The sequence below is a fragment of the Kitasatospora sp. NPDC088548 genome (genome assembly GCF_044753005.1).
GTDB lineage: Bacteria > Actinomycetota > Actinomycetes > Streptomycetales > Streptomycetaceae > Kitasatospora.
The window spans coordinates 13,382-26,430 of record NZ_JBIVMI010000025.1 but is presented as its reverse complement, the minus strand read 5'-3'; the positions used below and the strand labels follow the sequence as shown (position 1 = coordinate 26,430).

Annotated in this window: 12 protein-coding genes and 1 tRNA gene; 5 read left to right on the top strand and 8 right to left on the bottom strand. The window is 74.6% G+C overall.

What is annotated here, in order from left to right; all coding sequences use genetic code 11:
• Positions 1-861 (top strand): M23 family metallopeptidase, encoded by an 861-nt coding sequence (locus ACIP82_RS27595; RefSeq protein ID WP_363610981.1) that lies wholly within the window; start codon positions 1-3, stop codon positions 859-861.
• Between the two features lie 65 nt (positions 862-926).
• Here the strand turns inward: ACIP82_RS27595 and ACIP82_RS27590 are convergent, their stop codons facing one another.
• Entirely contained in the window at positions 927-1,802 is an 876-nt protein-coding gene (locus tag ACIP82_RS27590; RefSeq protein ID WP_363610979.1) for a hypothetical protein, read from the bottom strand.
• A gap of 62 nt (positions 1,803-1,864) precedes the next feature.
• On the opposite strand from ACIP82_RS27590, the gene ACIP82_RS27585 reads away from it, so the two are divergent.
• The 4 genes from ACIP82_RS27585 (at position 1,865) to ACIP82_RS27570 (ending at position 4,754) form a co-directional block, all read left to right on the top strand.
• On the top strand, positions 1,865-2,473 hold the full coding sequence (locus tag ACIP82_RS27585) for a GNAT family N-acetyltransferase (protein ID WP_400657155.1): 609 nt from the start codon (positions 1,865-1,867) through the stop codon (positions 2,471-2,473).
• Positions 2,474-2,585: 112 nt separating this feature from the next.
• Positions 2,586-3,377: a sensor domain-containing protein gene (locus tag ACIP82_RS27580; RefSeq protein WP_400657152.1), complete on the top strand. Its 792-nt coding sequence runs from the start codon at positions 2,586-2,588 to the stop codon at positions 3,375-3,377.
• A 114-nt stretch (positions 3,378-3,491) separates the two neighbouring features.
• The gene (locus ACIP82_RS27575; protein ID WP_363610973.1) at positions 3,492-4,271 is read left to right on the top strand and encodes a hypothetical protein; all 780 of its coding nucleotides are present in this window, start codon (positions 3,492-3,494) and stop codon (positions 4,269-4,271) included.
• A 36-nt stretch (positions 4,272-4,307) separates the two neighbouring features.
• Positions 4,308-4,754, top strand: coding sequence for a GNAT family N-acetyltransferase (locus tag ACIP82_RS27570; protein WP_400657149.1), 447 nt, complete (start codon positions 4,308-4,310; stop codon positions 4,752-4,754).
• 20 nt (positions 4,755-4,774) lie between these two features.
• Here the strand turns inward: ACIP82_RS27570 and ACIP82_RS27565 are convergent, their stop codons facing one another.
• The 7 genes from ACIP82_RS27565 to ACIP82_RS27535 form a co-directional block, all read right to left on the bottom strand.
• Positions 4,775-5,842 carry a hypothetical protein gene (locus ACIP82_RS27565; RefSeq protein ID WP_400657147.1) on the bottom strand — a complete coding sequence of 356 codons (1,068 nt, stop codon included), beginning with the start codon at positions 5,840-5,842 and terminating at the stop codon, positions 4,775-4,777.
• A gap of 440 nt (positions 5,843-6,282) precedes the next feature.
• Positions 6,283-7,047 (bottom strand): hypothetical protein, encoded by a 765-nt coding sequence (locus ACIP82_RS27560; protein WP_363610963.1) that lies wholly within the window; start codon positions 7,045-7,047, stop codon positions 6,283-6,285.
• A gap of 190 nt (positions 7,048-7,237) precedes the next feature.
• Positions 7,238-7,311: transfer RNA gene (locus ACIP82_RS27555), tRNA-Met, on the bottom strand.
• A gap of 64 nt (positions 7,312-7,375) precedes the next feature.
• Positions 7,376-8,662: a PrsW family intramembrane metalloprotease gene (locus tag ACIP82_RS27550; RefSeq protein ID WP_363610961.1), complete on the bottom strand. Its 1,287-nt coding sequence runs from the start codon at positions 8,660-8,662 to the stop codon at positions 7,376-7,378.
• Positions 8,663-8,777: 115 nt separating this feature from the next.
• Positions 8,778-9,608 (bottom strand): tRNA (guanosine(46)-N7)-methyltransferase TrmB, encoded by an 831-nt coding sequence (trmB, locus tag ACIP82_RS27545; protein ID WP_363610959.1) that lies wholly within the window; start codon positions 9,606-9,608, stop codon positions 8,778-8,780.
• A gap of 122 nt (positions 9,609-9,730) precedes the next feature.
• On the bottom strand, positions 9,731-10,966 hold the full coding sequence (lhgO, locus tag ACIP82_RS27540) for an L-2-hydroxyglutarate oxidase (RefSeq protein ID WP_363610956.1): 1,236 nt from the start codon (positions 10,964-10,966) through the stop codon (positions 9,731-9,733).
• A 157-nt stretch (positions 10,967-11,123) separates the two neighbouring features.
• Positions 11,124-12,701, bottom strand: coding sequence for a TROVE domain-containing protein (locus ACIP82_RS27535; protein WP_400657143.1), 1,578 nt, complete (start codon positions 12,699-12,701; stop codon positions 11,124-11,126).
• Between the last annotated feature and the right edge of the window lie 348 nt (positions 12,702-13,049).

Here is a 13,049-nt window from a genome sequence, read left to right as displayed (position 1 = left end):
GTGGCGTCGACGTACTCTCCGGCACACCTGCCCGGCTCCGCCGCCGGCACCCAGCTGCTCGACCACCCGCGGCCCGCCGCCCACGAGGGCGGCTACGGCGGCCCCGCGGACGAGACCGGCCCGCAGCCCGCCGACGCCAACCGGCACCGGATGCCGCGCCAGGCCCGCGGCACCGCTCCACTGCTCGGCGTCACCGCCGTGGCCGCCACCCTCGGCGCCACCGGCTTCGCCTCCGCCACCCCGGCCGCCGCGCCGGCCATCGAGGCCCCGGACGAGACCCCGGTCGCCCTCTCCGCCGACCCCGGCCTCGCGCTCGCCGCCCGCATCCAGCAGCAGGCCGACAGCCAGCGCACCGCCGCCGAGGAGAACGCCCGCGTCCAGGCCGCCCAGGAGGCCGAGGCCAAGCGCGCCGCCCAGCAGGCGGAGGCCAAGCGGGCCGCCGAGGAGGCCGAGAGGGCCAAGCTCGCCGCCATCAACCTGCCGGTGCGCGACTACAACCTCTCCGCCCACTACGGCCAGAGCGCCTCCTACTGGGCCCACCTGCACACCGGCCTGGACTTCGCGGCCTCCACCGGTACCCCGGTCTACGCCGTCGGCCAGGGCACCATCACCTCGGCCGGCTGGTCCGGCTCGTACGGCTACCGGATCGTCGAGACGCTGCCCGACGGCACCGAGATCTGGTACTGCCACCTCTCCTCGATCATCAAGGGCACCGGCAAGGTCGTCCCCGGCCAGCAGATCGGCAAGGTCGGCGCCACCGGCAACGTCACCGGCCCGCACCTGCACCTGGAGGTCCGCCCCGGCGGCGGGGCCCCGGTCGACCCGGAGACCTGGTTCGAGCAGCGCGGCATCACCCCCTGACGCCCCGGAGGCGCCCCGGTCCGAGCAGCGGCCGGGGCACCTCCGCGTTCCAGGACCCGGAGGGCTCAGGCCCCGTCGGGCAGCCCGGCCAGGTACGCGTCGATCTCCTCCTGCCCCGGCTCCGGCGCCAGGTCCGGGAACTCCGCCACCAGCAGCCGCGGCAGCCCCGGCACCGTCCACCGGCCGGCCAGCTCCAGCGCCGCCTCGGCGGCCGCCTCCTCGAACGCCCCGAAGTCCCCGGTCAGCTCGTCCGGCATCGGCCGGCCGAGCGCGGTCAGCTCCGCCAGGTTGCGGTAGCTGCGCCGCATCAGGCCCTGCTCCAGCAGCCGCCGGGCGCCGTCGGTGGCCATCCCGACCGTGAGCACCCGGGCCGGGCCCCAGCCCTCACCGGCCGTCTCGTCCACCCAGCCGGCCGGCTCCAGCGCCGCGAACGCGGCCAGCCGGTCCTCCTCCGCCAGCTCCCGGAACCCCTCCAGCCAGGCCCGCACCGCCGCCTCGTCCGCGACGTCCACCCCGTAGGCGTGCAGCAGCAGCGTGTACAGCCGGGGCCAGGTCACCAGGTCCGCCCGCCGCAGCAGGCCGGCCGCCACCTCGCCCTGCCACTCGGCCTCCGCGTGCAGCCGCTCCTGCCGCTTGGCGTTCAGCCGCTTCGCCGCCCGCTGGCGGTCGATCAGCAGCCGCACCGCCTCGCCGTACGCCAGCGGATCCTCCTCCGGCGCGGGCTGGACGTACAGGTAGAGCCGCTCGACGAGCAACTGCTCCACGGCGTTCGAGGTCAGCTCCGGCCAGCCGTCGTGCATCCTGCCCTCGCCCAGCTCCAGCAGCGCCAGCACCGTCCGCAGCGGTTCCTCGGCCACCGGCGCGCGGCCCTCCGCCTCCGCCCAGGCGAGCAGTTCGGCGGCCTTGGTGCGCGGGGCGAGCCGCAGGTCTTCGTCTTCCATAGCCTCGACGGTAGCCGCTGGCCGCCCACCGGACGGACCGGGCCGGAGTAGGGTCGACGGACATGGTCCCCGTACGACTCACCGGCCCCCGGCTGGCCATTCGCGAGTTCCACCACACCCCGGGCGACATCGAGGCGCTGTACGCCGTCTTCGGCGACCCGGTCGCCACCCGCCACCTCCCCTTCGGACCGTACGACCGGGAGAGCTGTGCCGATCAGGTGGCGCAGTACCTGGAGGAGGCCCTGCGGGACGAACGCACGGTCTACCGGCTCGCCGTCACCCTGCGCGCGGACGGCACCGACTCCGCCGACCCCGCCGACGGGGGCGCCCCGATCGGCAGCGCCGCCCTCACCCTCGGGGAGCACCGCTCCGCAGTCCTCGGCTACGCGCTGCGCCCCGACACCTGGGGCCACGGCTACGCGGGCGAGATCACCGGGCTGCTCTGCGACCTCGCGTTCGGGACGCTCGGCGTGCACCGGCTGGCCGCCCGGGTCGACGTCGACAACACCGCCTCCAGCCGGGTGCTCACCCGGGCCGGGTTCCAGCTGGAGGGCCGGATCCGGCACGACCTCCACCTGCGGGACACCTGGTACGACTCCTTCCAGTACTCCCTGCTGGCGGACGAGTGGGCGGGGGCCGGGACCGGGGCGGGGCAGCGGGCGGGGGGTTAACCCCACCCCTTGTTCGGCGGGGGGCCGGATGTCCACCGGGCCCGCGCTTTGACAGGGTTGAGGAGTCAGCAGGACACGCCCCCACCACAGAACCGAGGACCGAGGCCCGGCCATGAGCAGCAGCCACAGCATGCAGCGCGGTGCGTACGACCGCGAGGACAGCCGCGACTCCCACGGTTCCGGCGACACCTACGGGACCTACGGCACCGACGAGGCCGACCCGAAGCACCGGCCCGCCCGGGCCCGCCGGACCGAGGAGCCGCCGTACGTCTGGCGGGCGCCGTTCTCCTCCTACACCTACAAGGAGATCGGCTTCACGCTCAGCGGACTGCCGGTCGCCATCGTGGGCTTCGCCTTCGCCGTCACGCTCTTCGCCCTGGGCCTGGGAACCTTCGTCACCGTCCTCGGCCTGCCGGTGCTGGCCGCGCTGACCAGCGGCGCCCGCGGCTTCGGCCGGCTGGAGCGGGCCCGGACGCTCAGCATGCTGGCCCTGGACGTGCCGGGCCCGGCGCCGGTGCGGCGTGCCCGGCCGGGCAGCTGGGGCGCCGTCACCGCGCGGCTGGCGGACGCGGCCGGGTGGAAGGCCGTGCTGTACCAGGTGGTGATGCTGCCGTGGGCGGTCTTCAGCTTCACGATGTCGCTGGTGTTCCTGCTGGTCGGCTGGTCCCTGACGCTCTACCCGCTCTACCACTGGGTCTTCCCGACCTACACCGACTGGCCCGGCTACCGGCTCTTCAACTTCTACGACAGCCACGGCGTCGAGCACGTCTACTACGTCCAGTCGCCGCTGCAGATCGCCGGGGTCTCGTTGCTCGGGCTGCTGTTCGTCTTCCTCACCCCGCAGCTGGTGCGCGGCCTGACCAACGTCAACCGGCTCGCCGTCCGGGGCCTGCTCGGCCGCTGAGCCCGCCTCGCCGGCAGGCCGCCCGGCCCGCTGCCGCCACCCCGGAGCCGCCCGGCCCCGTTCGTGCCCGGTCCCCCGGATGCGGACGGGGCCGGGCCGTGTTCGGATGGCCGGGTGGCCGCCGCCGAGCTCCCCGACCCGGCCGACCTCGCCGACCCGCGGAGGTCCACCGACCCCGCCGCCGCCGGAATCCTGATCACCTCCCGCCCGCTGGACGAGTACTGCGGGCTCTTCGGCCTCACCCGAGCCCGGCTCGCCGCCCTCCCCGGGCCGCTGCTCGACTGCCCCGGTGGCGCCTCCGGTCTGGCCGCCGAGGCTCGCGGGCTGGGCTGCCGGGTGATCGCCGCCGACCCGGCGTACGCCCGGCCCGGCCCCGAGGTCGCGGCGGCCGCCCGGGCCGCCCGGGCGTCGATGGCCGCCGCGATGGCCGCCCGCCCCGAGCTGTACCCGAGGCCGCTCCACCGCCCGTACGACCGCTATCTGCGCAGCTGGGACCGGGCCTGCCGGCTGTTCACCGCCGACGCCGCCGCCCACCCGCAGCAGTACGTGGCCGCCGAACTGCCCCGGCTGCCCTTCACGGACGGCACCTTCGCCCTCACCCTCAGCGGGTACCTGCTCTTCGCCTACCCCGAACGCTTCGGCCCCGCTCGGCAGGTGGCCGCGCTGACCGAACTGGTCCGGGTGACCGCGCCCGACGGCGAAGTCCGGGTCCACCCCCTGCACGACGGCCGCGGCCGCCGCTGCCCCCACCTCGACGCCCTGCGCCACGCCCTCGGTGAGCGCCGGATCAGCAGTGAGATCGACCGCTTCCCGCGCCCCGGGGACGGCCTCACCCGGCGTGTCCTCGTCCTGCGGGCGGCAGATCACCGCAGGCGCCGTGACCAGGGAAGGTAATGGTCAGTAGTGGCCTTCGGTCCTATACTCATCGCCATGACCGAGACGATGATCAAGCGGGCCGGGGCGGCGGACGCCGAGCGGCTCACCGGGCTGATCCAGGCCTCCAGCACCTATCACGGCGAGTACGCCGCGATGATCGCCGGCTACCGGGTGACGCCCGAGTACCTCGCCCAGCACGAGGTCTTCCTCGCCGCGGGCGCCCAGGGCGACCGGCTGCTCGGCTTCTACGCACTGATCCTCGACCCGCCGGAGCTGGACCTGATGTTCGTCGCCGACGAGGCGCAGGGCCTCGGCATCGGGCGGGTGCTCATCGGGCACATGCTCGGCCGCGCCCGGGAGGCGGGCGTGACCGGCGTCCGCGTGGTCTCCCACCCGCCCGCCGAGCAGTTCTACCGAAGGATGGGCGCCGAACGCGTCGGCACCTTCCCCGCCCGCCCCCCGATCGGCTGGGACCGCCCCGAACTGCGCTTCACCGTCTGATCACCGTCCGGCGGCGTCCGCTACGGATCCTGCCGGGCCTGCGACCGCTCCGCCGGGCCGGCCTGCTGGGGGAGGAACACCGCGGACTCCAGGCGGGACAGTATCTTCTCCGCCAGCCAGCTGCGGTCCGACCCGTACGGGATGCCGTCCGGTGCCACCAGCCGCCCGGCCACCGCGTCGCGCAGCCGCTGTGCCCCGGCGGCGGGCAGCCGGGAGAGCAGGCCGCGGGCCGCCAGCAGCGCGTGGTACTGCTCGAAACCGGAGCGCGGCCGCTCGATCGCGTCCAGCACGCTCGGCAGGTCGGCCAGCGCGGGGTCGCCCTGCATCAGCGCCAGGGCCTGCAGCCGCTGGGCCTCGGAGCCGTCCGCGAACAGCTCCCGCACCTGGTCCGCCGTCAGCGCCGAGCGCCGCGCCGTCGAGCGGACCTCGGCCACCACGTTCTCCGGCCCGGCCGCCGCGCCGGCCGGCAGCTGCCGGCTCAGCCGGTCGCCCTGGTCCGCGCTGCCGCCCAGCAGCCCCAGGTGCTGCATCGCCCGTACCCGCAGATCGTCCGCGCCGACCTTGTCGCCCCGGCGGTCCCGGTCCTGGCCGGCCAGGAAGAGGTCCAGCGCCTGATCGGCGTCGGAGAGCACCTGCGGCAGCGTCAACCGCGTCACCAGCCAGCCGGCCAGGAAGCCGAGCACCAGGAAGTACAGGACCAGCGCCGCCGCGAACGGCACCGCGCCCTGCTCGCCGCCCAGCGCGGGCGCCAGCGCCGTACCGACCTGGTGCAGCCGCTCGCCGAGCGAGCCCAGCTGGGTCAGCCCGACGCCGAGCAGCACCTTGGTCAGCCAGTCCGAGACCTGCTCCAGATTGGTGTTCGGCGCGTAGGAGCCCTGCGGCTCGCCCGCTCCGGTCCCGCCCCGCACCCGGGGTACCCCGAACAGGAAGCCCAGCGCGCCGCCGAGCACCGCCGAGGCGCCGGAGATCACCAGTCCGCCGCCGAGCGCCTGCCAGGCCTGCTCCCGGCCGAGCGAGAACAGCAGCAGCCCGAGCACCCCCACCCCGAGCAGCGTTCCGGCCGCGGTCCGCTGTGCCGTGCGCAGCATCGCCGCGCTTCCGCCCCGTCGCGTCCGCGCCATCGCCTACCCCCTGTGTGCGTACCGACCCGCCCCGGAATCCGGGCCGACTCTAGCGCCGTGGCGGGGGGACGGGAACGCGGACGGTGCGACGGGCGCACGGCCGGAAACGCCTCGGGAGACGCTCCGGGAACGCGGACGGCCCGTGGGCTGCTCCTCCGCGCCGGGCCGTGTGACGGGCCGGGCGCCGAGGCACCGGGGATGTTCCGGTGAGCCCACGGGCCGGGTGACTGCTTGGGATTTCGCCTGCCGGAGGCCTGGGGCCCCACCCTGCGCAGGCAGGGGCGGCTCTAGCGAGCAGCCACCTCACACATCCTGACGGTACTCAACTCAGGATCACCTCCTTTCAGTGTGCGACCACCTTAGGCAGCTCACCGGAAGGAGGGCAACGGATTATTCGCGGCCGCCGCTCAGGCGCTCTTGAGCTCGTCCTTGAACTTGGAGAAGTCGATCACGTTGTCGGCCGGCGGGGCCTGGACGATGAGCGGCTTGTCGAAGTCGGTGAAGTCCGTCTGACCGGTCTCCGTGCCCTTGTTCTGCTCGACCCGCACCGGGTAGAACTTGCCCTCGGTGGCGACGTGGATGGTCGCCTGCTGGCCGTCCGGACCGGTCGACTTGAGGCTGAAGGTCTTGACGCCGTTCACGGTGCCGGCCGAGCCCTTGGCGACCGTGCTCTTCTTGCTGTCGTCCTCGACGATCTTCTTGCTCAGCTCCTTGAGGTTGCAGACCGTGGTCAGCTCCTTCATGTCCGGGTCGCCCTGGAAGCCCGACAGGTAGCGGCCCTTGAACAGCTCGGCGGCCTTTTCGCCGGCCGGGCCGGCGACGGCCGTCCAGAAGTCCTTGTCGGGCTTCAGGTAGGTCTCCTTGCCGTCGCTGATGATCTCGAACTTGCCGGTGCCCGGCATGCTCAGCGAGCCGGTGCACTGGCCCTTGGTGTCGAGGGCCAGGCTGATCTCCATCTTCCCGTCGCCGTCGACCACATTGCCGACGATCTTGACGGAGGAGGCGCCGGCCAGCGCGTCCTTGGCCTGCTTCTCGATCTCCTGGGCGCTCAGCTTCTCGGTGTCGAGCTTGGGGGTGGCGGAGGCCTTGTCCTTGTTGTCGCCACAGGCGGCCGTGCCCGCTGCGAGGAGCAGACAGATCGCGGCAGTGCTGGCAAGGCGCTTCGACAGCATGGGAGTTTCCTAACCCGGCGCGACGGAGCGCAGCCGAACGGGTGAAGTTCTCCTCAGTATGCTTGAGCCGCCATTTGCCGGATCTTGGAATCTCTTGGCGTTACCGCTTCGTGCCCTGACCGTGGCCTCCATGAGGCCGGGAACGCGAAAGGCCCGGAGGACTGATCCTCCGGGCCTTTCGGCTACTGAGTAGCGGGGACAGGATTTGAACCTGCGACCTCTGGGTTATGAGCCCAGCGAGCTACCGAGCTGCTCCACCCCGCGTCGGTAAACACAACAATACGGGGAAGTCGCCTGGATGGGAAATCGCTTCTTCCCCGGCCCCGGATCAGCGCTTCGCGCGGCGGACGGCGTGCCGGGCCGTCCGGGCCCTGGCCCAGGCGGCGAAGCAGACCAGCGCGGCGAAGCAGGGCACCATCAGCACCCCGTACACCAGCAGGAAGCCGTGGGTGCCGAGGTCGGCGGCGGCGTTCCAGACACCGTGCAGGGTCATCGCCAGCAGCAGCCCGGTCGGCGCGGCCAGCCGGGCCAGCCAGTGGCGGGCGGTGGTGAGGGTGACGGCCAGCCCCAGCCCGGTCAGCGCGGTGAACAGCGGGTGGGCGAAGGGGGAGAGCAGGCCGCGCAGGACGAAGGTCTGCACGGTGCTGTCGAAGTCCCGCAGGCTGGGCGTCTCGCCGAGGCCGATGCTGTCCAGCCGCTGCTGCTGGTCGCTGGTGAAGGCCCGGCCCAGGTAGAGCACGTTCTCGGTGAAGGCGAAGCCACAGGCGGTGGTCCCGCCGAGGACGACCCCGGCGGCCAGCGTGCGCGGCCGGGACCGGGCCCGGAGGCGGTCCCGGCCCGGCGGGCCGGGGTGCGGATACGGCAGCGGGCGCGGACAGGGGCGCAGCCGTGGCCGGTACCGGCCGTGCGGGCGGCCGGCGGACGCCCGGGGGTGCCGGCCGCCGGGCAGCGCCCGCAGGACGGTCGCGCCCGGGCGCCCGGTACGGTCGCCGCGACACCGGAGCCGCGGCGCGAGTGGCAGCAGCAGGACGAGCAGGGCGGCGCCCTTGGCGCTCTCCTCGATCACCGGGGTGACGATGTCGGCGCCCAGCACCTCGCCCAGGCTGCCCTGGTGGGCGGTCAGATAGCTGCTGGTCCAGCCGTTGGCGAGGATCGCCACGGTGGTCGCCGCGAACGCGCCCCAGCCGAGGCAGAACACGGTGTGGCGCAGCGCCACCCGGGCGGTCTGGTTGAGCCAGGCGAGGCCGCCGAGCACGAAGGGGAGCGGGACGGTCGCCAGGCCCAGGCCGACCAGCAGCCCGGTGGTGCCGGTCTGGCGGCGTACCAGGTGCAGGATCAGCACACCGCAGCCGATCAGGGTCAGGACGGTGGTGGCGGTGACCGAGGAGAGCGCGACCGAGCGCACCGGACGTGCCGGGCCGGCGAGGTCCGGGGACGGGCCGGCCGGGGCGGCGGCCGGCGGAGCGGGGAAGGCCGGCCAGGGCACCAGCAAGCGGGCCCGGCGTCTCCGGGGCCCCGGGATGGCGCGGGTGCCGACGGTACGCGTGGGCATCTCTCGGTCGTCGGCGGAGGCCTGGACCGAGGTCCGGTACCCGCCGCCGGACGGGCTGCTCACCCGGCACAGGGTAGGCCACGGTACGGGTCCGCAGGGAGGATCCGGAACGACGTATCCCGCCGGACCCGGCCCCCGCGGTCACCGCGGGGGCCGCCGGTCGAACGCCGCCCGTGGTTCAGCGGCGGCGGAACAGCAGGTCGTGCACCACGTGGCCCTTGGCGAGGCCGGCCCGCTCGAATTTGGTGACCGGCCGCCAGTCGGGCCGGGGCGCATAGCCGGGGACGCTGCCGTCCGGGTGGTCGGCGGGCTCCAGCCAGCCGGTGCCGTCGCCCTCGGGGTGCAGGTTCTCCAGCTCGGGCGAGGCGGAGAGCACGGCGAGCATCTGCTCGGCGTACGGCTCCCAGTCGGTGGCGCAGTGCACCAGCGCGCCGGGTGCCAGCCGGGGCAGCACCAGGTCCAGGAAGGACGGCTGGACCAGTCGGCGCTTGTGGTGCTTGGGCTTGGGCCACGGGTCGGCGAAGTAGACGCGCAGCCCGGCCAGCGAGGCGTCGGGGAGCATGTCGCGCAGGAGTATGACGGCGTCGCCGGCGGCCGCCCGGACGTTCTCCGAGCCGTCGCGCTCCAGCATGCCGAGCAGGTTGCCGTGGCCCGGGGTGTGGACGTCGGCGGCGAGGATGCCCATGCCCGGGTCGGCGGCGGCCATCGCGGCGGTGGTCTCGCCCATGCCGAAGCCGATCTCCAGGGTGACCGGCCGGCCGCCGAAGAGTTCGCGCAGGTCGAGCGGGCTGCCGTCGATCGCGATGCCGTGCCGCTCCCAGCCCCGGTCCAGCGCGCCCGCCTGGGCGTTGGTCATCCGGCCCCGGCGCGGCTGGAAGCTGCGGATGCGCCGCTCGCTGTGCTGGGCCTCGGTGGCCCGGTGCGGGTACATCGGCGCGGGGTAGCCGGCGGGCGCGGCGGAGAGCCGGGCGGAGGGCGATTGCTGGGGGATCGGGGCGGTGGCAGTCACAATTCCCCGAGTCTACGGGGCCGCCGGGGGCGGTCCGCAGAGCCTGTGACGCACCCCGCACCGCCTCCGGGGGCCGCTTTCCCGCACCGGTCCCCTGCGCCGTCCTTCCCCGCGCCGGTCGGTCAGCCGCCGGCCTCCAGCGCGGCGAGCGCCCGGCGGGCCACCTCGCGGCCGATCGGCAGCGAGGCGGTGGCGGCGGGGGAGGGTGCGTTCAGCACGTGCACCAGCCGGCGGGCGGAGCGCGGATCCTCGGGATCGAAGCCGGCGAAGGCGAAGTCGTCCAGCAGCGAGCCGTCCCGGGCCACCGCCTGGGCCCGGACCCCGGCCGCGGCCGGGACGAGGTCCTCGGCGGTGACGGCGGGCAGCAGCCGCCGCACGGCGGCGGTGAACGCCCGCTTGGACAGCGAGCGGCGCAGTTCGCCGACCTCGTACCGCCAGTGCCGGCGGGCGATCTGCCAGGTGCCGGGGAAGGCGATCGTTCCGGCCAGGTCGCGCGGGCGCACCGTACGCCAGTCGTACCCTTCGCGGGCCAGCGCGGGGACGGCGTTGGGGCCGACGTGCACGTCGCCGTGGATGCCCCGGGTCAGGTGCACCCCGAGGAAGGGGAAGGCCGGGTCCGGTACCGGGTAGACCAGGCCGCGCACCAGCTCCCGGCGCTCCTTGGTGAGTTCGTAGTACTCGCCGCGGAACGGCACGATCCGCACCCCGGGGTCGTCGCCCGCGAGCCGGGCGATCCGGTCGCTGTGCAGGCCCGCGCAGTTGACCAGCACCTGGCAGCGCAGCTCTCCGGCGGACGTCTGCACGGTCACCCCGTCCGCCCGCCGGGCGACCGCCCGCAGCTCGGTACCGGGCCTGAGCACCGCGCCCGCCTCGCGGGCCAGCCGGGCGTAGGTGCCGGCGACCGCCGGGTAGTCGCAGATGCCGGTGGTGCCGATGTGCAGCCCGGCGAGGCCGGTGACCTGCGGCTCGTACGCCGCGATGCCGCCGCCGTCCAGCTCGGTGACCGGGATGCCGTTCTCCCGTCCGCGCTCGGCCAGTGCCCGCAGCCGGGGCAGCTCGGCCCGGTCGGTGGCCACGATCAGCTTGCCGGTCACCTCGTGCGGGATGCCGTGGTCGCGGCAGAACTCCACCATCTCGGCGGCGCCCGCGACGGCGTACCGGGCCTTGAGCGAGCCCGGCCGGTAGTAGACGCCGCTGTGGATGACCCCGCTGTTGCGGCCGGTCTGGTGCGCGGCGAAGCCGGCCTCCTTCTCCAGCACCGCCAGCCGCAGCCCGGGCCTGGCCCGGGTCAGCGCGTACGCCGTGGAGAGCCCGACGATCCCGCCGCCCACCACCAGCACGTCGAAGTCGTACGCCACCGTTCGCTCCTCGATTCGCCCGGCACCGGCCCTCCTTGGGGCCGGCGCCGCCGATGCTGCCACGGCGGGCGGTGCCGGTCGAGGGGGCCTGGTGGCCGGTCCTGCGGAGCTTCGCCGGGACCGGGCTCCGGTCCGGCGGGACCCACGGGACCGGGCCCTACCGCTCCCAGGGCCAGCCGGCGGACTCCCCGGCCTCCAGCAGCGGGATGAGCCGGAACGCGGCGTCGCCGAGCCCGCCGAAGGTGTGCCGGTTCGCCGAGCCGCTCGGGCCGTGGCCGGGGGCGTAGCCGGCCAGGTTCCAGGTGTAGACGGGCACGTGGGCCGGGACGGCGGTCAGCGGGTCGCCGCCCCGGTGGCCCGGGTCGGTCTGCTCGTCGGTGATGACCACGACCCGGTCGTGGCCCCGGTAGTGGGCGCGGACGGCTTCGGCGGTGGCGGTGCCGCCGAGGTCGCCGAAGCGCTCCAGCACCCGCAGCACGGCCTCACCGGGCCGCACCTCGACGACCCGGCTGGTGGTGCCGAACTCGACCAGGTCGGCCGCGGCGGCCCGGACCTTCAGCGCGGTGCCGAAGATCGCCGCCGAGTCGGCCCGGTTGAGCAGGGTCTGCTGGCTGGGCCGGTCGAACATCGAGCCCGAACGGTCCACCAGGATCAGCGTCCGGCCGGCCAGCGCGGGCACGTTGGCGAGCGAGTGGGAGAGCGCCGTCTCCAGCGCGTGGCCCCACCGCAGCGACGGCGCGTGCCGGTACGCGGCGAGATAGCGGAACGGGAACTGCCGGGAGCGGTGCACCTCGCCCTGGTCGCCGATCCGCCGCGCGACCTGCTCGGCGGCCTCGTCCGAGACCCCGGCCCGGTCGAAGTTGCGCAGGTTGCGGACCAGCGCCATCGAGCCCATCGAGGGGATGACCGCCTCCCAGACGGCCGCGTCCATCGGGCCCTGCAGCCACCCGGCCAGCGCCTCCCAGGTCAGCCCGGCCGCGGCCAGCCGCTCGGCGCCGCCCTCGGCCGTCACCGCCGCCCGCCGCTCGGCGACGGGCAGCGCGAGCAGCTCGCGGTTGGCCGTCAGCAGCCGGTCGGAGGAGGGCGGAACGGCCTCGTCCGGCCGGTGCCGGCGGTCCAGGGCGTAGGCGAACAGCCCGCCCTGCCACGGCTTGGCCGGGTCGGGCGCGGGGTGGGTCAGTTCCAGTACGTCGCCGAAGCGGTAACCCTTGGTCGCGGTGTCGTACTTGAGCAGCGCCCGGCCGTCGTAGAGCCGGCGCACGGCGTCCGCGACCCCGCGCTTGAGCGGCTTGGGCAGCGCGCGGCCGTAGCGGGAGGTCCAGTAGGCGAGCAGCTCGCCGGGCTCGTCCGCGCGCTGGAGCACCGCGTCGACGGCCTGCCGGGAGAAGCCGTGCGCCCCGGCGTCCAGCCGGGCCCGGGTGAACTCGGCGGCGCCGACCAGCGCGGCCGTCCGCAGCCGCGCCTCGTGGCGCAGCCAGCGCAGCAGGCCGAGGGTCCACTCCGGGTCGCTCACGGCAAGCTCGCGTACCAGCGCGGTGTAGCGGTCGTCGCGGGTGCCACCGTGCTCGTAGAAGGTGTCCTGCCCCACCAGGTTGGCGACGGCCAGCAGGAAGAGCTCGGACTTCCGGTCCCGGACGTGGCCGGTGCCGCCGTTGTGGTTGGCCGTGCGCCGGCCGGTGGTGGTCACGGGCGAACTCGGACCCGGCCTGGTCGTGCGGACGTTGAAACGCGACATGGTGGCCCCCTGGTGGCTGGTGGAACGCGCGGGAGGCAGGGCGAAGAAGGGGTGCCCGAGATCGTGCCGGCCGGACGGCCGACGTCGGTGGGGGTGTATGCCTTGTGCTCTGTCCGATTGAGCTAGCGGTCGTGCTCGCGCACGGCCCGCCCGGGACTCGAACCCGGAACCGCAAGATCCGGAAGTAACCCCCGCCTGCGCACCGGGCACCCCGGCGCCGTGCCTCCCGAGATCAGGATGGCGGCGGTGTTGTTGGTCGCTTCTACGTGCCCCGCTGGGGGCACTCCACGGAGTAACCGCTGCCGACGCACCGGGAGGTGCGGAAATCTGTTCAGATATGGGTGTTCA

What these genes read in the sequence shown, in the direction of transcription:
- ACIP82_RS27590 (WP_363610979.1), bottom strand. Translation starts at nt 1,802, where the DNA reads ATGGAAGACGAAGACCTGCGGCTCGCCCCGCGCACCAAGGCCGCCGAA.
- ACIP82_RS27585 (WP_400657155.1), top strand. Translation starts at nt 1,865, where the DNA reads ATGGTCCCCGTACGACTCACCGGCCCCCGGCTGGCCATTCGCGAGTTC.
- ACIP82_RS27580 (WP_400657152.1), top strand. Translation starts at nt 2,586, where the DNA reads ATGAGCAGCAGCCACAGCATGCAGCGCGGTGCGTACGACCGCGAGGAC.
- ACIP82_RS27570 (WP_400657149.1), top strand. Translation starts at nt 4,308, where the DNA reads ATGACCGAGACGATGATCAAGCGGGCCGGGGCGGCGGACGCCGAGCGG.
- ACIP82_RS27565 (WP_400657147.1), bottom strand. Translation starts at nt 5,842, where the DNA reads ATGCTGCGCACGGCACAGCGGACCGCGGCCGGAACGCTGCTCGGGGTG.
- ACIP82_RS27560 (WP_363610963.1), bottom strand. Translation starts at nt 7,047, where the DNA reads ATGCTGTCGAAGCGCCTTGCCAGCACTGCCGCGATCTGTCTGCTCCTC.
- ACIP82_RS27535 (WP_400657143.1), bottom strand. Translation starts at nt 12,701, where the DNA reads ATGTCGCGTTTCAACGTCCGCACGACCAGGCCGGGTCCGAGTTCGCCC.